Source organism: Sinorhizobium medicae, from assembly GCF_007827695.1.
GTDB lineage: Bacteria > Pseudomonadota > Alphaproteobacteria > Rhizobiales > Rhizobiaceae > Sinorhizobium > Sinorhizobium medicae.
On the sequence record NZ_VITA01000006.1, the window covers coordinates 128,311 to 150,785 of the forward strand.

The window sequence follows — 22,475 nt, forward strand, 5'->3', positions numbered from 1 at the left end:
GCCTCGGTCAGAATCGCTCCAGTGCCTCTCTATCGCGGATTTCGATCAGGCGGCCCTTCACGATGACGCCCGACTGCCGCAGGGTCGAGAAGGCGCGCGAGAGCGCCTCCGGCGCAAGCCCGAGCTTGCCTGCCAGCACATTCTTTTGAAATGGAAGCCGGAAGGTGAAGGCCGGTGAGTCGCCCGGGCACTGGCCGAGGATGTAGTTTGCGACACGCTGCGGTGCGGTCAGCAATCGATCCTCGGCAAGGCGCTTTTCCGTCATCTGCCCATGACGGCAGAGGAGTTCTAGGAGCGCCCACGCCACATCGGCCTCTTCGCGGACAAGCCGGCAAAGCCTCGGGCCGTCCAGCTTCGCGATAATGGACGGGTGCACGGCTTGCGCGTGTGCGGTTGCGCGCTGATCAAGGAAGACGGCCTTTTCGCCGAAAAGCGCGCCCCTGGGAAACACGGCGATGTCCGCCTCGCGCCCGCCCTTGCCGGTGCCGTAGAGACGCACGAGGCCGGAGACGACGAAGAAGACGTGCTCGATGGCGTCGCCCTGATGGAAAAGAACATCCTGCGCCTCGTGTCTTGAAATGGTGGCGCCTTCAAGAACAGCTTCGGCGGCGGGTGCCGGCAGGTTTGCGAAAAGACGCGAACCGAGAAGCACGGCCCTGTCGTTCGAAGTCAGTCGCGAGGTCTTCATTCCAGCCATCCCCAATAAAGTCGAGGTGACGCTACGACTTCCGGACAGGTGGTGAGTTGACCTTGGTCAAAAGCTCATGGAGAAAGCCCGCGCTCCAGGAAGCGCGGGCTATCTGCAACGAAGTCGGGAGACGTTATTCCGCAGCCAGCGCCGGATGGCTGATGACCTTCCGGTCGGATTTGCGGCGCTTCTCGTCTTCGAGCGCCTTCACGCGCTCTTCGAGGCTCTCGATTGTGCTGCCCTGTTCGGCGGCGAGCTTGCTCAGGGCCTCCTGATCAAGCGGCAGCTCCTCCTCGTCCTTCTTGCCGATGAAGCGGCCGAAGGTCCAGGCGAGGAGCCGCGACAGGTCGTCCATGATCAGGAAGAAGGAGGGCACGACGACAAGGCTCAGGACCGTCGAGACGATGATGCCTCCGATGACGGCGATCGCCATTGGCGCACGGAAGGAACCGCCTTCGCCGACGCCGAGTGCCGAGGGGAGCATGCCCGCGGACATTGCGATCGAGGTCATGACGATCGGACGCGCCCGCTTTCGGCCCGCCTCTATCATCGCAAGCGTCCGATCCATGCCGTGATGCATCATCTCGATTCCGAAGTCGACGAGCAGGATCGCGTTCTTGGTGACAATGCCCATCAGCATCAGAATGCCGATCAGAACCGGCATCGAAAGCGCGTTCTGCGTCAGGATCAGGGCTGCCGCCACGCCGCCGATGGCGAGCGGCAGCGAGAACAGGATCGTGAAGGGCTGGATAACATCCTTGAACAAGAGGATGAGTACGACCAGCACCATCATCAGGCCGAGCAGCATGGCGTTGCCGAAGCTCTCCTGCATTTCCGCCTGCACCTCGGCATCGCCGCTTTCGAGGAATTGGACCGTTGCGGGGAGTTCCGCGTCGGCAGCGATCTGTCGGAAGCGGGCTGATGCCGTGTCCAGAGCGACGCCGGCGGGGAGGTCGGCGCCGAGCTTGACGACGCGGTAACGGTCGTAACGCTTGATGGAACTCGGCCCCTCCGCATAGTTGATGTCGGCGACGCTCGACAGCGGAACGGTGGCCCCGGATGCGGTCTGAACCTTGAGATTGCGGATCGCCGCGAGATCGGTACGGAAGTCGCGGTTGAGTTGGACCCGGATCGGGATCAGACGTCCGTCGAGAGCGATCTTCGTCAACTGTGCGTCGATATCGCCGATCGTGGCGATGCGGATCACCTCGGATATCTGCGCCGTGGTGATGCCCAGCCGGGACATCTGTTCGTCACGTGGCCGGATCTGCAGTTCCGGTCGGGGCAGCGCACCTTCCGGGCTTACATTGGCAAGCAACGGATCTCGGCGCAGGTCCGCTTCGAGAGTGGCAACGGCCTTATCGAGATCCGCCTCGTTGTTGGAGAGCAGGTTGAACGACAGGTCGCGCTCGCCTCGATCGTTGAGCTTGGTGACGCGAACGTCCGGAATCGACCGCAACCGGGCGAAGATTTCCCTCTCGATCGCGGATTGCGGTATGATCCGGCCCGCCGGGGGCAGTTTCGGAAGATACTCGCCGATGAGCGGCGTGCGGCCGATCACATCGTTGACGACCTTGTTGATCAGCGAATGGTCGAGCTTCCTGAGAAGCACCGTAACGGCGGCGCGCCTCAGTTCCAGGTCGCCCTTCGGCGATGCACCACCAAGCACGAAGACGTTCTCCACACCCTCGACATCCTTGATGCGGTTATAAATCTCGGTCGTGGTCCGATCCGTATCGGCGAGCATCGCATCGGGCGGGAGCTCGATCGACAGGCTGACACGCGAACTGTCTTCCGGCGGCAGGAAGCTGCCCGGGACGAAGACGAGCAGCGCGATCACGGAACCGACCGAAAGCAGGATTGCCGCAAGCAGCGTGGAGTAGCGCGTATACCAGCGTTTCGTGGTGAAGCGCACGAGGCGCGTATACTGGCGCATCATGAAGCCTTCATCGTCATCATGCCCGCTCGCATCCGAAGGCTTCATCAGGTAGGCAGCCATGACCGGCGTGATCAGCCGGGCGACGAGCAGTGAGAAGAACACCGAAACGGCGACCGTCAGGCCGAACTGGATGAAATATTGCCCTGGAATGCCCGGCATGAAGGACACGGGCACGAAGACGGCGATGATGGTGAAGGTGGTGGCGATCACCGCAAGGCCGATCTCGTCCGCGGCCTCTATCGCTGCGCGGTAGGGCGACTTGCCCATCCGGATGTGGCGCTCGATATTCTCGATCTCCACGATCGCATCGTCGACGAGAATACCCGTTGCGAGCGTCATCGCCAGAAAGCTGACGAGGTTCAGCGAAAAACCGAGCAGTTCCATCACCCAGAAGGTGGGGATGGCCGAGAGGGGCAATGCGACAGCCGAAATCAGGGTTGCGCGCCAATTGCGCAGGAACAGCATAACGACGATGACGGCGAGAACCGCGCCTTCTATCAGCGTGTGGATCGCCGCCTCGTAGTTGCCGTAGGTGAAGTAGACCGAGTCGTCCACCATTTCGATGGAGACGTCCGGATGCTTGGCGCGGATATCGTCCAGCGTCTTGGCGACCGTCTCCGCGACCGACACTTCGCTCGCGCCTTTGGCGCGGAAGACGGCGAAGGTGACGCCCGGCTGTCCGTTGAAGCGGGCGAACGACTTCGGCTCCTCATAGGTGTCGATCACCTTGCCGAGCTCCGACAGACGGACGAAGCGCCCGTTCGGCAGAGCAATCATCGTATCGGCGAGCGCTGTTACGTCTCGCGTGTCGCCCAAGGTTCGGATTGCCTGCTCGCTGCCGCCGACCTGACCGCGGCCCGAACCAAGGTCCATATTCATCCGGCGAAGCTGAGCATTGACGTCGGCGGCGCTGATGCCAAAGGAATTCAGACGGTCTTCGTCGAGTTCGACCCGCACCTCGCGATCGGAGCCGCCGTAGCGGTCGACGCGGCCGATGCCGGTCTGGCCCTGTATGGCACGCTTGATCGTGTCGTCGACGAACCAGGAGAGCTCCTCCAGGGTCATGCCTGGCGACGAGACGGAAAATGTCTGGATCGCCTGGCCTTCGACGTCGACTTTGGAAACGATCGGCTCTTCGATCGAGGTCGGCAGGTCGCTTCGGATACGGTCGATGGCATCCTTGACGTCCTGTACGGCCTGCGTGGTCGGAACCTCCATGCGGAAGATGACCGCAGTCGTCGAAATGCCGTCGGTGATCGTCGACTCGATATGGTCGACGCCAGTGACGCCGGCGACCGCGTCCTCGATCTCCTTGGTGACCTGGGTTTCCAGCTCGGCGGGGGCAGCACCGCTCTGCGTGACGGCGATCGAAACGATCGGCACGTCGATGTTCGGGAAGCGGGTGATGGGCAGAGAATTGAACGACTGCCATCCCAGAACGACGAGCACGAAGAACGCCAGGATCGGCGCGACCGGATTGCGGATAGACCAGGCGGAGAAATTCATGGTCTCATGTTCCCGTCAGTTGGTTGCCGGCTCAGCGGATTCGACCGGATTGATGCGGTCGCCATCGCGCACATAGGCACCGGCCTTCGCCACCGCCTGCTCACCGGGCTTGATGCCGGAGAGAATCTCGATGAACTGTCCGTCCTGGATACCCGTTTCCACGGGTACCAGACGCACGATGCCATCTTCGACCTTGCGGACAATCGATTTGCCGTCTTCCGATGTAACGGCTGTTTGCGGCAAAACCACAGTCTGCTTCTGCTCCGCCACGATGACGGCGCTTGCGTACATGCCGGCGCGTGCCTTCGACGGATCGTTCAGGCTGATATGAACGGTGCCGAGCCGGGTCTGCGGGTCGACGGTCGGCGCGATCAGCCGAATCTTCCCGTCGATCGTGGTGGTGCTGCCGGCAAGCTTGACCGTCGCGGGCTGCCCCACGGCAAGCTTGATGACATCGGACTCGGCAATGTCGGCCGTCATCTCGATTTCTCCGTCGCGGATGATCGCGAACAACGGCTCGCCGCTGCCGCTGGCGATCGCACCGACCTTCGCGTTCTTCCGCGAGACAATGCCGCTGACCGGCGCCTTCACTGCGGTGCGGGCGAGGCGCAGGTCGACGTCGTCGATTTGCGTCTTTACCACCTTGATGTCTGCCGTTGCGACGCTCACCGACTGCTCCGCCGAGCGGACGCGTGCTCGCCCGGCCGCGGCAAGCGCTTTCAAGCGGTCGGCTTCGGCCGTCGAAACGGTACCATTTTCCGACAGCTGCACGGCACGGTTGGCGACACGCGTCGCCTCCTCCGAATTGGCCGTCACCTCGGCGAGCTGGGCGTGCAGTTGCGCGAGCGACGCCTCGGCCTTTGCAAGGTTGGCCTCGAGCTGGCTTCTCTGCAGGAGCAGCGCGTCCTGGTTGAGCGAGGCCATCGTGCTGCCTTCTTCCACGCGATCGCCGACGTCGACATCGAGCGACCGGATGGCAAGACCTTCGACCAGGGGAGAGACATAAATCTCGTCCACCGCCTCGATCGATCCGGTGGCGATGACGCGGTCGGTGATCGACCGTTCCCTCGCTTCGGTCACGACGATGGATGGCGGCGCCTGCTTTTGCTGCGGCTTGGCGGCCTCCTCGGCCGAAGCGCTCACAAGGGCGCAGATGAGAATCGCTGCACAAGCGCCGACGAGGGGCAGGATTTTCTGAGCCATACGCCTGTTTTCCCGAAACTGAAGCAAACACGCCCGATCACGCCCAGCAGGGCAGATATCCGGCCGCAATCATGCTATTTCACCTACAGCGCCGCGCGTATTGTCTGACCGCAAAGCTCGCCGTAGCACTTTGAATGCAGCCCGGGGCAGCGGTTTCAAACCACGGGCACCGGGCGGGAAGAAAATTCCCTGATGGGCAACGCCAAAGAAATAGAGCTTCCTCCATACGCTTGCCCCTCAGTCAAACGTTCCGGCCTATGTAATCGCCGGAGCAAATGCTTACAAGAGCGGCGAAGCAATGGTGCCTCACTATTTCTACTGTCATGCGTCTGCGGACGCAATACAGGTGCAACCTGAAGGTTGTCTTAACAACGGCAGCGGCACCGCGCCGGTTTCGCCGTGCCCTTTTCGCTAACCCGTTGGGACCGTGCGTTTTTCGCCTAAGCGATTCTGGCCCGGGGTGCATTCTCCGATAATGGGGTTGCGACCTTTTGACCGGGGCGGGGCTGAAATTCCCCGCTGTCGCGGCACAACTTCGCGGGTAGGGAGCGCGCGGGCTGGATTGGGATGACCACGCGCTTCCTCTCTTCCCTGTGCCCTACTGGAGCGCTGCGTCCGTGATCTCGTGCGTCCAGGCGCCTTCCGGCTCCTTGGATATGACGGGGTCGGAGCCGCCGGCGAGCAGCGACTGGACGGTGCGCTTGTAATCCGCCTCGTCGAGCGCGCCGTTGGAACCGGCGGTCAGCTTGGCGACTTCGCCCATCATGCGCTTCTGGTGCTTTTCCGTCTGCGCGCCGGTGGAATCGTTTTCGAGTACGATATCGGCCGCCTCGTCCGGATTTTCCTCCGCATATTTCCAGCCCTTCATCGAGGCGCGAACGAATTTCACCATTTTGTCCTTGAAAGCCTCGTCCTTGAGCTTGTCCTCCAGCACGTATAGACCGTCCTCCAGAGTTGCCACGCCCTGGTCCTCATATTGGAAGGTGACGAGGTCCTCCGGTTTGATCCCGGCATCGATGACCTGCCAATATTCGTTGTAAGTCATCGTCGAGATGCAGGCGGCTTGCTTCTGAATCAGCGGATCGACGTTGAAACCTTGCTTCAGCACGGTCACGCCATCCGCCCCGCCATCCGTCGGGATCTTCAGATGGGCCATCCAGGAGAGGAACGGATATTCATTGCCAAAGAACCAAACGCCGAGCGTTTTTCCCTTGAAGTCTTCGGGGCTCTTCACCCCGGATTCCTTCAGACAGGTGAGCATCATGCCGGATTTCTTGAAGGGCTGGGCGATATTGACGAGCGGCACGCCCTTCTCGCGCGTCGCGAGGGCCGAAGGCATCCAGTCGACGATCACGTCGGCGCCGCCGCCGGCAATCACCTGTGCCGGTGCGATGTCGGGGCCGCCGGGCTTGATCTCGACGTCGAGGTCCTCTTCCTCGTAGAAGCCCTTGTCCTTCGCTACGTAATAGCCGGCGAACTGGGCCTGCGTCACCCACTTCAGTTGCAGGGTGACCTTGTCGGCGGCATTGGCATGGAAGGCGGCGAGCGAAAAGGCGCCCGCTGCCAGTAGAGATGCGAGTTTGTTCGTCATTTCAGTTCCCTCTTATCGTTGTTTCATGTCAGGCCCGGCCACTTCGGATGGACGGATGCCAGAAGGTGACGGCTCGCTCGGCAAGCGCGACGACCCCGTAAAAGGCCGAGCCAGCCACCGCCGCGACGGCGATTTCGGCCCAGACCATGTCGACATTCATGCGGCCCACTTCCGTGGAGATGCGGAAACCCATGCCGACGATGGGCGTTCCGAAGAACTCGGCCACGATCGCACCGATCAGGGCCAAGGTGGAGTTAATCTTGAGAGCGTTGAAAATGAAAGGCCAGGCGGCCGGCAAGCGGAGCTTGAGGAGCGTCTGCCACCAGGAAGCCGCGTAAGTCCGCATCAGGTCGCGCTCCATGTGACTCGCGGCTGCCAGGCCGGAAACGGTGTTCACCAGCATCGGGAAGAAGGTCATGATGACGACGACCGCGACCTTCGACGGCCAGTCGAAGCCGAACCACATGACCATGATCGGGGCTACTCCGATGACGGGGAGGGCGGAGACGAAGTTGCCGAGCGGCAGAAGGCCCTTCTGCAGGAAGGGCGAACGGTCGATGAGGATGGCGACGATGAAGCCGAGGCCGCAGCCGAGGGCGTAGCCGGTCAGCACGGATTTCAGGAAGGTCTGCCGGAAGTCCGCGGCCAGCGTCGGCAGCGAATTTATCAGCCGCAGCCAGATCATCGATGGCGCCGGCAGCAGCACCGATGGAACGGCGAAGCCGCGGACGATGCCTTCCCAGAGCACGAGTATGGTGATGCCGAAGAGGAGCGGCACGGCGAGATGTGCCGCATTGTTCGCGACGTTGCTTGCGAACCGCTTTTGGACCAGCCATTGGTTGAGGGCCCAGGCCGCGAGCCAGAAGAGGATTGCGCCGGCGAGAGCGGCAAGGTTCATGGTTTTGCTCCCATGCGCTTCAGGACGGCCGTGTGCGCCAGACCGACGATCATGACGAGGATCGCGGCAAGGGCCGCGGCCATGAACAGCGCCGCCCAGATCTGCACGGTCTGGCCGTAATAAGAACCGGCGAGCAGGCGTGCGCCGAGTCCGGCGACCGCACCGGTCGGCAGTTCGCCGACGATCGCGCCGACGAGCGAGATCGCCACGGCAACTTTCAGCGAGGTGAAGAGATAGGGCATGGAAGAGGGCCAGCGCAATTTCCAGAATGTCTGGGCGGGCGAGGCGTTATAGGTGTGCATCAGGTCCAGCTGGATCGTCTCGGGGCTGCGCAGTCCCTTGACCATGCCGACCACCACCGGGAAAAACGAAAGGTAAGTGGAAATCAACGCTTTTGGCAGCAGGCCGGAAATGCCGATGGCGTTGAGCACCACGATGATCATCGGCGCGATTGCCAGGATCGGGATCGTCTGGCTGGCGATCACCCAGGGCATCAGCGATCGGTCCATTGCCCGGTTGTGGACGATGCCGACGGCCAGCAGCACGCCGAGCGCGGCACCGATGCCGAATCCAAGCAGCGTGGCCGAAAGCGTGATCCAGGCGTGATAGACAAGGCTGCGCTTCGAGGTGATCGCCTTGTTGACGGTCGTATCCCAGATTTCGACGATCACCTGATGGGGAGCGGGCAGCACCGGGCGTTCCTGAGCCATTGTGTTCCGGACGATCTGCGAGAAACCGATCTCGGTGCTGGCACGGCCGGCCGTGTCTCTTTCGAAGGGCGCGTTCAGATAGACGGCAGCCACGTACCAGACGGCAATCAAGAGCAGGACGACGGTGCCGATCGGAAGCAGCTTGTCTTTCAGGAAGCTTTCGTCGCGCATGATCACGCCTCCCTTTCGCGCAAGGGGTCGGCGCGCCATCGATAGAGAATATCCGGCAGCCCCTCTTCATTGTCGCCATCGGTCCTGCGCACCGGGACGAAACCCTCGCGTTCATAGAAGCGCTGAGCGTCGCGATTGTTTTCGAACGTCCAAAGCTCGAGCCCGGTTTCTGCGCGCCTTTTGGCTTCGCGGATCAGAGCGGCGCCGATCCCAAGACCTCTGTAACGTTCGTCCAGATAGAGAGCAGTCACATGGCCGCCGCCAGACAGAGCGAGAAATCCCGCGATTTCGCCTCGACAGTCGGCGACGATGACCGGACCGCTCTCAAAGACGCTTTCCCGATAATGCCGCTCCACATCATCCTCAGGATGGACGCGGGGCATCCATGGCGTCGCGTCTATCCAGCGATTGAGAATGGCCGCGCATGCCGCCATATCGGCCGGGACGGCAACGCGACAGTGCACCTGTCCAGCGTCGCTATTCCTCATAGCTGTGCCCCGCTCTCAAGCCTTCGCGAACCCGATGCGCGATTTCCAGGAACTCCGGCGTTTCGCGGATGCCGAGTGGGCGTTCCCTCGGAAGCGTCGATTCGATCACGTCAGTGACGCGTCCCGGGCGGGGGCTCATGACGATGATCCTGGTCGAGAGGTAGACCGCCTCGGGAATGGAGTGCGTGACGAAACAGATGGTCTTGTTGGTACGCGCCCAAAGCTTCAGGAGCTGTTCGTTCAGGTGGTCGCGGACGATTTCGTCAAGCGCCCCGAAAGGCTCGTCCATCAGCAGGAGATCGGCATCGAAGGCGAGTGCCCGGGCGATCGACGCGCGCTGCTGCATACCGCCGGAAAGCTGCCAGGGATATTTCTTCCCGAAGCCTGAGAGATTGACGAGCTCGAGCGTCCGCTCGATCCGTGCTTTTCGGTCCTCTCTCGAATAGCCCATGATCTCAAGGGGTAGTGCGATGTTGTTTTCGATGGTCCGCCACGGATAAAGAGCGGCCGCCTGAAAGACATAGCCATAGGCGCGCCTCCGGCGCGCTTCCTCCGGCGTCATGCCGTTGACCGTTATGCTGCCGGCGGTCGGCTTTTCCAGATCGGCGATGACGCGCAGAAACGTCGTCTTGCCGCAGCCGGACGGGCCGATGAAGGAGACGAAGTCGCCCTTGGCCACGTCGAGGTCGACGCCGGTCAGAGCATTGACCGGACCGTCACTGGTCTCGAATGTCAGGCCGAGGTTCCGGGCCGAGACCACGGAGGCGGAATTGGATGTCATGGGCGGATTCTCATTGTGGCGCGTCTGTGGCAGACTGCTATCCGGACCCGCAACATGCAATCGCGGATTTGCCGGCAATGGCGCCTCTTGCGGGTTTTTCAGCGTATTCTGGAGAACGGTCATGTCTCGATCACCCAATCCTGACTGTCGCGTGGTTCGCCCCGGGGTTGCCTTCGCCGGCAAGCAGGGGCTCGACTACTTCGAGGGGATCGCCGCGGAAACGGTCGGCTCCACCGGCATCTGCATGCATCTCGTGACCATGCCGCCCGGTGCGCGCGCCAGGGCGCATCTCCACGAGGCCCATGAGACCGCGATTTATGTGCTGTCCGGAGAGGCGCACACCTGGTTCGGCGAGCAGCTCCAGGAGCAAGTGATCGTGAAGGCCGGAGATATGCTCTACATCCCCGCCGGCGTGCCGCACCTGCCGGCGAACCTCTCGGACGCCCCCTGCACGGCGGTGATCGCCCGGACGGATCCGAACGGGCGCGAGAGCGTCGTGCTGTTGCCGGAACTTGACGAGCTGGTGTCCGCCTGACGGGTCGCCGACGTATTTTTGTCTGATGGCATAGGGGTGCGGCATCTCGGTTCAGACGCCGCTTGCGGGGATGCCGCTGCGCTGTACTGCGCGAGGTGCCGTCACTTCCTTCCAGGTCGAAAGCGCGGTGCTGACAGCGGGGAAGGGGTCGCGCCGCACGAATTCGCCGTGGCCTTCCTGTGTCTTGACCGAACCCTCCTCGATAGAAACCACGCCACGCGACAGCGTGAAGCGCGGAAGACCGGTAACGGTCTTGCCTTCGAAGACGTTGTAGTCGATCGCCGATTGCTGCGTCTTCGCAGAGATCGTCTTCGACCGCTTCGGGTCCCACACGACGATGTCGGCATCGGCGCCGACGAGGATTGCACCCTTCTTCGGATAGATGTTGAGGATCTTGGCGATGTTGGTCGAGGTGACCGCCACGAATTCGTTCATGGTGATGCGGCCAGTCGCGACGCCATGGGTCCAGAGCATCGGCATGCGATCCTCCAGGCCGCCGGTGCCGTTCGGGATCCTGGTGAAATCGCCGACGCCGAAGCGTTTCTGCTCGGTCGTGAAGGCGCAATGATCGGTCGCGACCACCTGCAGCGAACCGGAGGCGAGGCCCGCCCAGAGGCTGTCCTGATGCAGCTTGTTGCGGAAGGGCGGTGACATCACCCGACGTGCGGCGTGGTCCCAGTCCTTGTCGAAATACTCCGTCTCGTCGAGGGTCAGGTGCTGGATCAAGGGCTCGCCGAAGACGCGCATGCCCTTGGCGCGGGCGCGCCGGATGGCCTCATGCGACTGTTCGCAGGAGGTGTGCACGATGTAGACGGGACAGCCGGCCATGTCGGCGATCATGATCGCCCGGTTGGTGGCCTCGCCCTCGACTTCTGCCGGCCGCGAATAGGCATGCGCCTCGGGACCGGAATTTCCTTCCGCCAGCAGCTTCGCCTGCAACTGCGCAACCACGTCGCCGTTCTCGGCGTGAACCAGCGGCAGGGCGCCAAGTGCCGCGCAGCGCTGGAATGAGGAAAACATCTCGTCATCGTCCACCATCAGAGCGCCTTTATAAGCCATGAAGTGCTTGAAGGTGTTGATGCCCTTCTCTTTGACGACGGACTCCATCTCGTTGAAGACCTGCTCGCTCCACCAGGTGATCGCCATGTGGAAGGAATAGTCGCAATTGGCGCGCGTCGACTTGTTGTCCCACATCGTGAGCGCTTCGAGCAGCGACTGACCGGGCGAGGGGAGGGCGAAGTCGACGACCATCGTCGTGCCGCCGGCAAGCGCTGCCCGCGTCCCGCTTTCGAAATCGTCCGAGGAATAGGTGCCCATGAAGGGCATTTCGAGATGGGTGTGCGGATCGATGCCGCCCGGCATGACGTAGCAGCCGGTAGCGTCCAGTGTCTCGGCAGCCGATAGGTTCGGCCCGATCCCGACGATCCTGCCGCCCTCGATCTTCACGTCGGCCCTGTAGGTCAGGTCGGCCGTAACGATGGTTCCACCCTTTATGACAGTGCTCATGGATTATGTTCCTCTGGATGATGCTTTCGGCGGCTGAGCCGCCTGCAGCGCCGCATGTCTCAGACGTGCAAAGGCGCTGCATCCTTTGAATTGCTGCATGCTTTGTCCATTGGCCGGTTACGATCAAAGGAGCATGCAGTAAAAAGGGCGGAACCACCGTTCCGCCCGCAAAACTCATTCCACGACTTCCGCCGTCTCGAGGACGGCATGAAAGAGGACGTCCGCGCCGGCGGCCGCCCAATCCTTGGAGATGTCCTCCGCCTCGTTATGACTGAGCCCATCGACGCAGGGGCACATGATCATGGTGGTCGGCGCGACCTTCGCGGCCCAGCAGGCATCGTGGCCCGCGCCCGAGACGAGGTTCATGTGGCTGTAGCCGAGCTTCTCGGCGGCGCCGCGCACGGTTTCGACCAGCTTCGGATCGAAGGTGACGGGATCGAAGTGCCCGACCGCCTCGATCGAACAGCCAACCCCGAGCCGCTCGCAGATTTTGGGCGCTTCGGCTTCGATCCGGGCCCGCATGCGGTCGAGCTTGGTCTGGTCGGGCGAGCGGATATCGACCGTGAACACCACTTTGCCGGGCAGCACGTTGCGGGAATTTGGCGAAAAGAACATCTGGCCGACACCGCCGACAGCGCCCGGCTGGTTTTCCATCGCGACGGTCTGAACCATTTCGAGAATGCGCGCCATGGCAAGGCCCGCATTGACGCGCATCTCCATCGGCGTCGAGCCCGTATGCGCCTCCTTGCCCGTCAGCGTGAACTCCAGCCACCAGAGGCCCTGGCAGTGTGTGACGACGCCGATCTGCCTGTTCTCGGCCTCGAGAATCGGGCCTTGTTCGATGTGGTATTCGAAATAGGCGTGCATCTTGCGCGCGCCCACCTCTTCGTCGCCGGACCAGCCGATGCGCTTCAATTCGTCGCCGAAGCTCTTCCCTTCCGGGTCCTTTCGGGCATAGGCGTAATCAAGCGTGTGGACGCCGGCAAAGACGCCGGAGGCGAGCATGGCAGGCGCGAAGCGGGCGCCTTCCTCGTTGGTCCAGTTGGTCACGACGACCGGGTGCTTCGTCCTGATCCCGAGGTCGTCCATCGTGCGTACGACTTCGAGACCGCTCAGAACGCCGAGCACACCGTCGAACTTGCCGCCCGTCGGCTGCGTGTCGAGGTGAGAGCCGATATGGACGGGCAGCGCATCCGAATCGGTACCCGGGCGGGTCATGTACATGGTGCCCATCTTGTCGACACCCATGGAGAGCCCCGCCTTTTCGCACCAGGACTGGAAAAGCCGGCGGCCTTCACCGTCCGCATCCGTCAAGGTCTGGCGGTTATTGCCGCCGGCAACGCCGGGGCCGATCTTCGCCATTTCCATCAACGAATCCCACAGGCGATCGGCATTGACGCGCCTATTCTCGCCAGGTGCTGCCATGGCGTTCTCCTCTTTTGCCGGCCGGTCCCTCCCCGGGGGATAGCCCTCTTGTTCCCTTCGGCCAAATCGCGAGCTTGTTTGTATGCCCTTCGATCGGGCGTTGCCTTTGTCAGCAATCTGCCTGATAATTTGACCGGTTGGTAAACATTACAACTTCCGTGGCAGCACTCAAGCGGGAAAAATAAAAAACAGGAGTTGTTGCTTAAAAAACCGGCGGGTCCGTATTTTGGGCAAATTGCGCCGGACGTCATGCGTCGGGGGTGTGGACAGGGGACGAAATGGTACTTCCGAGAGCGGCTAGAACCCAGAGGCGCACGCGAATCCAGGAGGAGAAGGAGGAGCAGATTCTCGAGGCGGCGCTGGAGGTGTTTTCCGCAAACGGCTTTCGCGGTGCGACCGTCGATCAGATCGCCGAGGTGGCGGGCATGTCGAAGCCGAATCTGCTCTATTATTTCCGCACCAAAGAGGCGATGCACCGGTCGCTGATCGACCGCGTCCTCGACACCTGGCTTGACCCTTTGCGCGCGTTCGATGCGGAAGGCAATCCGGTAGCCGAAATACGCAGTTATATCAGGCGAAAACTTGAGATGGCGCGGGACTTTCCGCGCGAAAGCCGGTTGTTCGCCAATGAGGTCCTGCAGGGCGCTCCGCATATCGTGGACGAGCTCAAGGGACCACTCAAGCAACTTGTGGACGAGAAGGCCGAAGTCATCCGCAGTTGGGCGAAGGCCGGCAAGATCGCGAAGTGCGATCCTTATCACCTGATCTTCGCTATTTGGTCGACGACCCAGCATTACGCCGATTTCGACGTTCAGGTGCGCGCCGTGCTGGGCCAGGAAAATGACGGCGAGGGGCGCTTTGAGGATGCGGCGCGCTTTCTGGAGGAACTGTTCGTCGGTGGGTTGCAGGTGCGTGAGTAGCTTCGCTCGGGGATTCGCCCCTCATCCGGCTGCCACCGCCTTCTTCTTGTTTTTCGACGGGGAGAAGGGACTCGCGGACGGCCTTCATCTCTGTAGAGGGAGTTGGACGGCGCGGCATATCCCTTTGCCCCGCTTGCGGCGAGAAGGTGCCGGCAGGCGGATGAGAGGCCGGTCAGCTCGGTGACGGTAGCGAAAGCGAGAGCTGTGACGCGTCACCCACTATCCAGGTTTCCAGCGTCGCCTGGCGGCCGCGCAGACTGATTTCTAGGCGTCTATGGCCTTCAAAGGCAAGACCGGCGCGCTGGACCAGTTCGGCGGAAACCGCAAGCTCGGCGTCGTGCTCTTTTGCAAGGCCTTCCAGGCGGCTCGCGGTGTTGATGGTGTCGCCGACGGCGGTGAGCGACGTTGCCTGACCGTATCCCATTTCGCCGATGATCGCCGGGCCCGCATGCAGGCCGATGGCGAGCCTCAGTGGCTGGTCGAGCTCCCCTTCGAATGTCTGGTTCAGCGCGCGGATGCCCTGCGACAATCGGGCAGCGGCCGAAAGTGCCTGCCGGCAGGCTTCCGGCAAGGGGGTCTTCAGACCAAAGATCGCGAGTGCCCCGTCGCCGATGAACTTGTCGATTACGCCGCCCGAACCTTCGACGGCTTCGCCGACGACTTCGAAGTAGCGGTTGAGCAGGAAGACGGTGTCGTAGGGCAGCCTGTGCTCGGCAATTCGGGTGAAGTCGCGCAGGTCGCAAAAGAGCACCGCCACGCGGCGCTCGCGGCCGCCGGCATTCTGGCGGGCGATCTGCGTCTTGACCCCAATACTATCGGTATTGAGGATCGGTACGACGCTCACATTGTGAACGGGCCGGAACTGACAGGCGAGGCGTATGTTTTCGGGCGCGCCGATGCGGGTCAGCGTCGCGAGCTCCGCTGCTTCAGGTGCGGGCTGATTCTCGAGCCCCTGGGTGATCCGGACGCGGCAGGTCGAGCAGCGGCCGCGTCCGCCGCAGACCGAAACATGCGGAATGCCGGCTGCCCGGCTCGCCTCGAGCACGCTGAAGCCGAGGCTGACGGCAGCGACCCGCCCGTCCGGATAACGGATGCGGATGCGGCCACGCGCAGGCATGGCGCGCAGCGCCAGCGTTGCGCCGATGAGGGCTGCGAAGCCGCCGTAAAATGCGAGCCGGATGCTTTCGAGCACAGCGGGATCGGCCCTTTCCTGCGACGCGCCGGCATAGGCACGGTCGCCGTAACCTCCATGTTCGGCATAGTCCCGCTCGAGCGAACGCGCGCCGTTCACGAAGCCGAGAAGCGCAAAGATCGGCACCAGAAGCGCGACGGTATAGAGCAGGGTCTCATATCGCGGAAACCATGCGCGGCCGCGCATCCAGAACCAGGCGCCAAGACAGGCATGGCCCCAGACGACGATCAGCGCCAGCGACTGCCGGGAGGCGTTGATCGAGCTTGACCACAGGGTTCGCAGAATTCCAGCATAATCCGGGTAAATGCCCGTAAGGAGCGGCTCCACGCGGGTGGCGACCACGTGAGGGACGAGCAGAAACGGCAGGCTCAGGCCAAAGACGATCTTCAGGGCTTCTCCGGCAGGCATTCTGAATGTCTGCCGCCTATAGAGGCTGTCGAGCGCCATAAGGAAATGCAGGAGCAGCGCTCCGTAAAGCACGACGGTACCCGGTACGCTGTGCCAGACTGAGGTAAAAATCCGCCGCCCCACTTCCATCGCGCCGATCGAGACGAGTCCAAGCGCATGATTTGAGAAGTGACAGAGCACGAATATGCCGAGCACAGCCCCGGAGATCAGGTGCATCTTCTTGCGCGTGCTGGCGGAGAGTATCGTCAAATAATTTGCCTGGCTCTGGCGACCGCGGAGCGGCCCGCTTCGGTATCTTCCTTATCAACCAGATCACTGGTGCCGGCAACTTACGTTTTTTGTACAAACTGTTTCGTTTCCGTGACTTGTGCGGAACGCGCTGCACATGCACATGCCCATGCAGGGACCTACTCCATGATGCGCGGCAGCGCATTGGCCAGTTTATCGATCACCACCCGCAGTTTAGGCAGGACGTGTTGCGTTTGCGGCCAGACTGCATGGGCCTTGAAAATCAATCCGGGCCGGTCGGTCAGCACGCGGACGAGCTCGCCTTTCTGCACGCGCTCGCGCACGAGCCAGCAAGGCAGCCATGCAAGGCCGAAGCCCGCAGCGGCGGCATCGGCGATTGCTGCGAGATCGTCGAGTCTCAGCCGTGCCTGCGGCAATACGGCTTCCGCCGCCTTCCCCTCGGCGGGAAAGGTCCAGGATCGCGGTTCGCCTCCGCGGCAATAGACGACCCCCTCATGTGCGGCGAGTTCCGCCACCTTTTTTGGCATGCCGCGCGCTTCGAGATAGGCCGGCGAGGCGCAGACCGTCATGCGCTGTTCCGCGACCGTGCGCATCATGAGGCCGGCGCCGTTGCCGAGCGGGGCGTTGCGGACGGCGAGATCGAAACCTTCGTCGAGGAGGTCGATGACGCGGTCGTTGAAGGAGAGATCGAACTCCAGATGCGGATGCGCCTGCAGCAGGTCGCGAAGCAATGGCGCCACGCATTGGCGTCCGAAGAGGACCGGCATCGAGATGCGAAGACGACCGCGTATTTCGCGCCTCCCGGACTCGAGGAGGCTCTCGGCCGTTTTTATTTCACCGAGCGCCTTCTGGCAGCTCTCGTAGAAAAGCTGCCCTTCTTCAGTGAGGTTCTGAGTCCGTGTGGTGCGATTAAAAAGACGCACACCGAGCCTCTGTTCGAGCCTGGAAACCGTCTTGCCCACGGCCGACCGCGTAAGATTGAGTCGCGCGGCGGCAGCGGAAAAGCCGCCGGCGTCGGCGACCTCGACGAAGACCGAAATGCCTGTGAAGCGTTCCATGGATTGCGTCCTTTGAGGAACCAATGATGGGAAATCATACCGCAACTGGAGAGGCAAATTCAACACTATGCTCGCCCGACCGAAACAGATGGAAAGGAACGAGCATGTCGAAATGGATGCAGGAATGGAGCACGGCGGCGGTGGGTCCGCACGATCTCAAGCTTGCTGAACGGCCGCTGCCGGAGGTCGGCGAGCACGATGTCCTCGTGCGGACGCTCGCCGTGTCGCTCAACTATCGCGACAAGCTGGTACTCGAGACCGGCATGGGGCTTGATCTCGCTTTTCCCTTCGTGCCGGCCTCCGACATGAGCGGAGTGGTCGAAGCGGTCGGCAAGAGCGTCACGCGTTTCCAGCCAGGCGATCGCGTGATCTCTACCTTCTCTCCCGGTTGGATCGATGGTTTAAGGCCGGGCAACGGCAGGACGCCTGCCTATGCGACGCTTGGCGGCGCTTTTCCCGGCGTCATGTCGGAATATGTTGCCTTTCCGGAAGACTGGTTCGTGGCGGCTCCCAAAAGCCTTGATGCCGCGGAGGCGAGCACCCTGCCATGCGCCGGGCTTACCGCCTGGTTTGCTCTTGTCGAAAGAGGGCACTTGAGAGCCGGAGACCGTGTCCTGGTGCAGGGGACAGGCGGAGTTGCGCTTTTCGGCCTGCAGATCGCCAAGGCAACCGGTGCCGAAGTCATCATCACCTCGAGCAGCGCGGAAAAGCTCGAACGGGCACTGTCCCTTGGAGCCGATCACGGCATCAACCGTTCAAGCGAGGATTGGGTGGAGCGCCTATATCAGCTCACCGCGGACCATGGCGCGGATCACATTTTGGAGATCGCCGGCGGTGCAGGGCTCGGTCAGTCGCTGAGGGCTGTCGCGCCGGACGGGCGCATTTCGGTGATCGGCGTGCTCGAAGGCTTCGAGGTTTCCGGCCCTGTTGGGCCATTGCTTCTGAAGTCGCCGGTCGTGCAGGGCATCAGCGTCGGCCATCGCAGGGCACTCGAAGATCTGGTGGGCGCTGTCGAACGCTTGCGGCTGAAGCCCGTTATAGACAAACGCTACAAATTCGCAGAGTTTCCGGAGGCTCTCGCACATCTCGACCACGGCCCCTTCGGCAAGGTGGTGATAGAGTTCTGAGACGACGGCAAGGGAAAAGGCCGCCGGCGATGCCGGCGGCCTTCCCCTTGGCTTGAACAGGCTTTCACTCGGCGGCCTGGCGGGCCATCGGGTTGTTGGGATGGGTCGTCCAGTTGGCGTAGTTCGGGTCGACCGGTTTACCCGTGCGCCGGTCGAGCGTGCCGGCAGGCAACGTTTCCATGGTAATGCAGTTGTCGACCGGACAGACATTGACGCAGAGGTTGCAGCCGACGCATTCCTCCTCGATCACCTCGAAATGGCGAACGCCGTTGACCAACTGGGTGATGGCCTGATGCGACGTGTCCTCGCAGGCGATGTGACAGCGGCCGCATTTGATGCAGGCGTCCTGATCGATCTTCGCCTTGGTGATGTAGTTGAGGTTGAGATACTGCCAATCCGTGACGTTGGGGACGGCGCGGCCACTGATGTCGTCCAGCGTGCGATGTCCCTTGGCGTCCATCCAGTCGGAAAGTCCGGTAATCATCTCCTGGACGATCTTGAAGCCATAGGTCATCGCCGCCGTGCAGACCTGCACATTGCCGGCGCCGAGCGCCATGAATTCGGCCGCATCCCGCCAGGTGGTCACGCCGCCAATGCCCGAAATCGGCAAGCCGTGGGTCTCCGTATCACGGGCGATCTCGGCGACCATGTTGAGCGCGATCGGCTTAACGGCCGGACCGCAATAACCGCCATGGCTGCCGCGGCCATCGATCGAGGGCTCCGGCGAGAAGGTGTCGAGATTGACCCCGGTGATCGAATTGATCGTGTTGATCAGCGACACCGCATCGGTGCCGCCGGCCCTGGCAGCGCGGGCTGGCTTGCGGATGTCGGTGATATTGGGCGTCAGCTTGGTGATGACGGGCATGCGCGTATATTGCTTGCACCAGCGCACGACCATCTCGATATACTCAGGCACCTGGCCGACAGCCGAGCCCATGCCGCGCTCGGACATGCCGTGCGGACAGCCGAAATTGAGTTCGATACCGTCTGCGCCCGTCTCCTCGACCAGGGGCAGGATCGCCTTCCAGGCATTCTCCTCGCAAGGCACCATGATCGAAGCGATCAATGCCCGATCCGGCCAGTTCATCTTCACCTGCTTCATTTCGCGCAGGTTCACATAGAGATCGCGATCGGTGATAAGCTCGATATTGTTCAAGCCCAGCAGCCGCCGGTCGGCGCCCCAGATCGCGCCGTAGCGCGGCCCGTTGACGTTGACCACCGGCGGTCCCTCTTCGCCGAGCGTCTTCCAGACGACTCCGCCCCAGCCCGCCTTGAAGGCGCGCTCGACATTATAGGCTTTGTCCGTCGGCGGCGCCGAGGCGAGCCAGAATGGGTTGGGGGATTTGATGCCGACGAAATTGTTGCGAAGATCAGCCATTGTTCTCGTCCTCTCGATCCATTTACGCGCTCAGGCAACGGCACTCGCCAGCGGTTGAGCCGCGGCGAAAGCCCGGTCGATCGATCCGGCCGCATCGCGTCCCATCGCAACGGCGGAAACGGTGAGATCCTCGCCGCCGAGCACGCAGTCGCCGCCGGCCCAGACCTTCTCCAGCGACGTGCGTCCTTCGGCATCGACGACGATGCGGCCGCTTTTCATCCGAAGCGCGCCGAGGGCGGAGGCCTCGAAGGTCTGACCGATGGCCTTGAAGATCTGATCGGCGGCGAGGATGCCGGTCTCCCCGGTCGTCGTCAGCTTCCCGTTATCGAGCGTGGTGTAGTCGAGTTCGATGCCGGCGACCCTGCCGTCCTTGACCGCAATACGCTTCGGCTGCAGCCAGTGACGGATGGTGACGCCCTTGGACGCCGCGAGGTCCTGCTCGAATCCGGAGGCGTTCATATGCTCCTTGCCGCGGCGATAGCAGATCGTCACCTCCTCTGCGCCGAGCAGCTTTGCCTGCACGGCGGCATCGATCGCAGTCATGCCGCCGCCGAGCACCACGACGCGCCGGCCGACCGGAATGTCGGCCTTTGTCTTCGACTGGCGAAGTGCTGCGATGAAATCGACGGCATCCTCTACGCCTTCGGCGTTCTCGCCTTCAATGCGAAGTGCGTTTACCCCTGCGAGGCCGAGGCCGAGAAAGACAGCGTCGAATTCGCCTGCCAGGTCGGCAAGAGAGAAGTCGCGGCCGAGCGCTTTGCCGTGACTGACCTCGATGCCGCCGATCGAAAGCACATAGTCGACTTCCTTCTGGGCGAAATCGTCGACCGCCTTATAGGCGGCAATGCCGTATTCGTTCAGGCCACCGGCCTTTTCGCGCGCATCGTAGATCACCACGTCATGGCCCTTCACGGCCAGCCGGTGCGCGCAGGCGAGCCCCGCGGGTCCGGCGCCAACGACCGCGACCCGGCGGCCGGTGCGGGCGGATCGCGTGTAGAACTGTTTGTTTTCCGTCATCGCGATGTCGGAAGCATAGCGCTGCAGACGGCCGATTTCGACCGGCCGCTCCTCTGCCGTGTTGCGCACGCAGGCTTCTTCGCAGAGCGTTTCGGTGGGACAGACGCGGGCGCACATTCCACCAAGTATGTTCTGATCGAAGATCGTCTTGGCCGAGCCGATGGGATTACCGGTCGCGATCTGCCGGATGAAGAGGGGGATGTCTATGGCGGTGGGACAGGCCGTCATGCAGGGCGCGTCATGACAGAAGTAACAGCGATCCGCGGCGACCAGCGCCTCATGCCTGTCGAGAGGCGCGTGAAGGTCGGAAAAATTGGCTTCGTATTCGGCAAGCGGCAAGCGCCCGCCGAGAATCCCAGATTGAGTCGTTCCCATTTTTGGCTCCCAATGTTTTCTCAGGATGAAGGAACGGTAACACGCTTTATTTTTTTATCAAACGGTAAAAGTTTCTTCCCGGTGGGCGCAAAGCCCGGGAAAATCCGACCTTGCCGAAGGTATTTAAGCCCGATTGCACCTCCCGTTTGACAGCGCACCGGAAATGGTGGCAGCAAATCAAGGGGAAGGGAGGCGGTCGATGGCACGCAAGGCGGAAGGCAACAACAGGCTCGACGATGCGGCCCGTGCGGGCTGGCTCTATTACGTCGCCGGCCGGACGCAGGACGAGATAGCGTCTGTCATGGGGATTTCGCGACAATCGGCGCAACGGCTCGTCTCGCTTGCCATGGCCGAGCGGCTGATCAAGGTACGTCTGGACCATCCGATCGCCGCCTGCCTGGAAATGGCTGCGCGTCTTAAGGAGAAATACGACCTCAGACATGTCGACGTCGTACCGAGCGACCCCGGTTCCCAATCGTCGACCGTCGGCATCGCCGAGGCGGCAGCGGCGGAAATCGAGCGCTGGCTGAAATCGACCGACCCGGTGGTGCTGGCGATCGGCACGGGCCGGACGCTGAAGGCGACGATCGATCAACTGCCTTCGATGGAATGCCCCCAGCACCGCATCGTTTCCCTTACCGGCAACATCCGGCTCGACGGCTCCGCAGCCTATTATAACGTCATCTTCAGCATGGCGGACACGATCAAGGCACGGCACTTCCCGATGCCTTTGCCCGTTCTCGTCTCCTCACCGGAAGAACGGAAGGTCCTGCACAAGCAGAGCCTGGTGCAAATCGCCCTGGAGCTCGGCGCCGAGGCTGACGCCGCCTTCGTGGGCGTCGGCGAACTCGGGCTCGACGCGCCGCTTTGCGAAGATGGTTTCCTGGCGCGCGACGAGATGAACAGGTTGATGGCCGCGGGCGCTGCCGGCGAAATCTGCGGCTGGATGTTCGACCACGAAGGCGTGCTTCTTCAAGACAGCATCAATGAGCGTGTCGCCTCCGTTCCCCTGCCGCCGCGCGACCGCGCCTCGGTCATCGGCATCGCCAAAGGCAGGCGCAAATACGGGGCCTTGCGCGCCGCACTCCAAGGCAGGATCATCAACGGTCTCGTCACCGACGAGGCTACGGCCGATTATCTGCTCCGAGTCTGAGCCTGCCTTTTCCGGTCTCCCTTAAAAAATGCATAGCTAAAACACCTTCTTAGCCGTTGCCCCGCATCGGGGTGAAAATTGCGGATTGACATTTAGGGTCATTCGGTGAGTAATTGCTCACGAGCGAGGCAAATGCTCATTTCTTCTGGGAGGAAGT

18 protein-coding genes are annotated in these 22,475 nt (G+C 62.2%); 4 read left to right on the top strand and 14 right to left on the bottom strand.

Annotated features, from left to right (window positions below; translation table 11 throughout):
• Positions 1 to 7: 7 nt before the first annotated feature.
• From FB009_RS12315 to FB009_RS12350, 8 genes are all read right to left on the bottom strand, one after another.
• Positions 8 to 688 carry a Crp/Fnr family transcriptional regulator gene (locus tag FB009_RS12315; protein WP_012066599.1) on the bottom strand — a complete coding sequence of 227 codons (681 nt, stop codon included), beginning with the start codon at positions 686 to 688 and terminating at the stop codon, positions 8 to 10.
• 133 nt (positions 689 to 821) lie between these two features.
• Positions 822 to 4,133 (bottom strand): efflux RND transporter permease subunit, encoded by a 3,312-nt coding sequence (locus FB009_RS12320; RefSeq protein ID WP_012066598.1) that lies wholly within the window; start codon positions 4,131 to 4,133, stop codon positions 822 to 824.
• Between the two features lie 15 nt (positions 4,134 to 4,148).
• Complete coding sequence (locus FB009_RS12325; RefSeq protein ID WP_012066597.1) at positions 4,149 to 5,336, bottom strand: efflux RND transporter periplasmic adaptor subunit; 1,188 nt, start codon at positions 5,334 to 5,336, stop codon at positions 4,149 to 4,151.
• A 598-nt stretch (positions 5,337 to 5,934) separates the two neighbouring features.
• Entirely contained in the window at positions 5,935 to 6,927 is a 993-nt protein-coding gene (locus FB009_RS12330) for an ABC transporter substrate-binding protein (protein ID WP_012066596.1), read from the bottom strand.
• Between the two features lie 28 nt (positions 6,928 to 6,955).
• A complete protein-coding gene (locus FB009_RS12335) occupies positions 6,956 to 7,825 on the bottom strand; it encodes an ABC transporter permease (protein WP_012066595.1) in 870 nt (289 codons plus the stop codon).
• A complete protein-coding gene (locus tag FB009_RS12340; RefSeq protein WP_012066594.1) occupies positions 7,822 to 8,706 on the bottom strand; it encodes an ABC transporter permease in 885 nt (294 codons plus the stop codon). Before FB009_RS12340 ends, FB009_RS12335 begins: the two co-directional genes overlap by 4 nt.
• A 2-nt stretch (positions 8,707 to 8,708) precedes the next feature.
• On the bottom strand, positions 8,709 to 9,194 hold the full coding sequence (locus FB009_RS12345) for a GNAT family N-acetyltransferase (RefSeq protein ID WP_012066593.1): 486 nt from the start codon (positions 9,192 to 9,194) through the stop codon (positions 8,709 to 8,711).
• The gene (locus FB009_RS12350) at positions 9,184 to 9,975 is read right to left on the bottom strand and encodes an ABC transporter ATP-binding protein (RefSeq protein WP_012066592.1); all 792 of its coding nucleotides are present in this window, start codon (positions 9,973 to 9,975) and stop codon (positions 9,184 to 9,186) included. The genes FB009_RS12345 and FB009_RS12350 overlap by 11 nt, the downstream gene beginning before the upstream one ends.
• Positions 9,976 to 10,096: 121 nt before the next feature.
• On the opposite strand from FB009_RS12350, the gene FB009_RS12355 reads away from it, so the two are divergent.
• Positions 10,097 to 10,510: a cupin domain-containing protein gene (locus tag FB009_RS12355; RefSeq protein WP_127581648.1), complete on the top strand. Its 414-nt coding sequence runs from the start codon at positions 10,097 to 10,099 to the stop codon at positions 10,508 to 10,510.
• A 51-nt stretch (positions 10,511 to 10,561) separates the two neighbouring features.
• Here the strand turns inward: FB009_RS12355 and hydA are convergent, their stop codons facing one another.
• Together hydA and FB009_RS12365 are read right to left on the bottom strand one after the other, a co-directional pair.
• Positions 10,562 to 12,016, bottom strand: coding sequence for a dihydropyrimidinase (hydA, locus tag FB009_RS12360; RefSeq protein WP_012066590.1), 1,455 nt, complete (start codon positions 12,014 to 12,016; stop codon positions 10,562 to 10,564).
• A gap of 174 nt (positions 12,017 to 12,190) precedes the next feature.
• Positions 12,191 to 13,441, bottom strand: a complete 1,251-nt coding sequence (locus FB009_RS12365; RefSeq protein WP_012066589.1) for a Zn-dependent hydrolase — start codon at positions 13,439 to 13,441, stop codon at positions 12,191 to 12,193.
• Positions 13,442 to 13,719: 278 nt separating this feature from the next.
• Here FB009_RS12365 and FB009_RS12370 point away from each other — a divergent pair, with 278 nt between their 5' ends.
• The gene (locus FB009_RS12370; protein WP_012066588.1) at positions 13,720 to 14,361 is read left to right on the top strand and encodes a TetR family transcriptional regulator C-terminal domain-containing protein; all 642 of its coding nucleotides are present in this window, start codon (positions 13,720 to 13,722) and stop codon (positions 14,359 to 14,361) included.
• A 172-nt stretch (positions 14,362 to 14,533) separates the two neighbouring features.
• Here FB009_RS12370 and FB009_RS12375 read toward each other — a convergent pair whose 3' ends face one another.
• Complete coding sequence (locus tag FB009_RS12375; protein WP_012066587.1) at positions 14,534 to 16,210, bottom strand: adenylate/guanylate cyclase domain-containing protein; 1,677 nt, start codon at positions 16,208 to 16,210, stop codon at positions 14,534 to 14,536.
• A gap of 158 nt (positions 16,211 to 16,368) precedes the next feature.
• Complete coding sequence (locus tag FB009_RS12380; RefSeq protein ID WP_012066586.1) at positions 16,369 to 17,268, bottom strand: LysR family transcriptional regulator; 900 nt, start codon at positions 17,266 to 17,268, stop codon at positions 16,369 to 16,371.
• Positions 17,269 to 17,372: 104 nt separating this feature from the next.
• Here FB009_RS12380 and FB009_RS12385 point away from each other — a divergent pair, with 104 nt between their 5' ends.
• Positions 17,373 to 18,395 (top strand): zinc-dependent alcohol dehydrogenase family protein, encoded by a 1,023-nt coding sequence (locus FB009_RS12385; protein WP_024324138.1) that lies wholly within the window; start codon positions 17,373 to 17,375, stop codon positions 18,393 to 18,395.
• A gap of 64 nt (positions 18,396 to 18,459) precedes the next feature.
• Here the strand turns inward: FB009_RS12385 and preA are convergent, their stop codons facing one another.
• A complete protein-coding gene (gene preA / locus FB009_RS12390; protein ID WP_012066584.1) occupies positions 18,460 to 19,773 on the bottom strand; it encodes an NAD-dependent dihydropyrimidine dehydrogenase subunit PreA in 1,314 nt (437 codons plus the stop codon).
• A 30-nt stretch (positions 19,774 to 19,803) separates the two neighbouring features.
• Positions 19,804 to 21,165: an NAD(P)-dependent oxidoreductase gene (locus tag FB009_RS12395; protein ID WP_012066583.1), complete on the bottom strand. Its 1,362-nt coding sequence runs from the start codon at positions 21,163 to 21,165 to the stop codon at positions 19,804 to 19,806.
• A gap of 199 nt (positions 21,166 to 21,364) precedes the next feature.
• Here FB009_RS12395 and FB009_RS12400 point away from each other — a divergent pair, with 199 nt between their 5' ends.
• Positions 21,365 to 22,318 (top strand): sugar-binding transcriptional regulator, encoded by a 954-nt coding sequence (locus tag FB009_RS12400; RefSeq protein WP_127581654.1) that lies wholly within the window; start codon positions 21,365 to 21,367, stop codon positions 22,316 to 22,318.
• Positions 22,319 to 22,475: the final 157 nt, after the last annotated feature.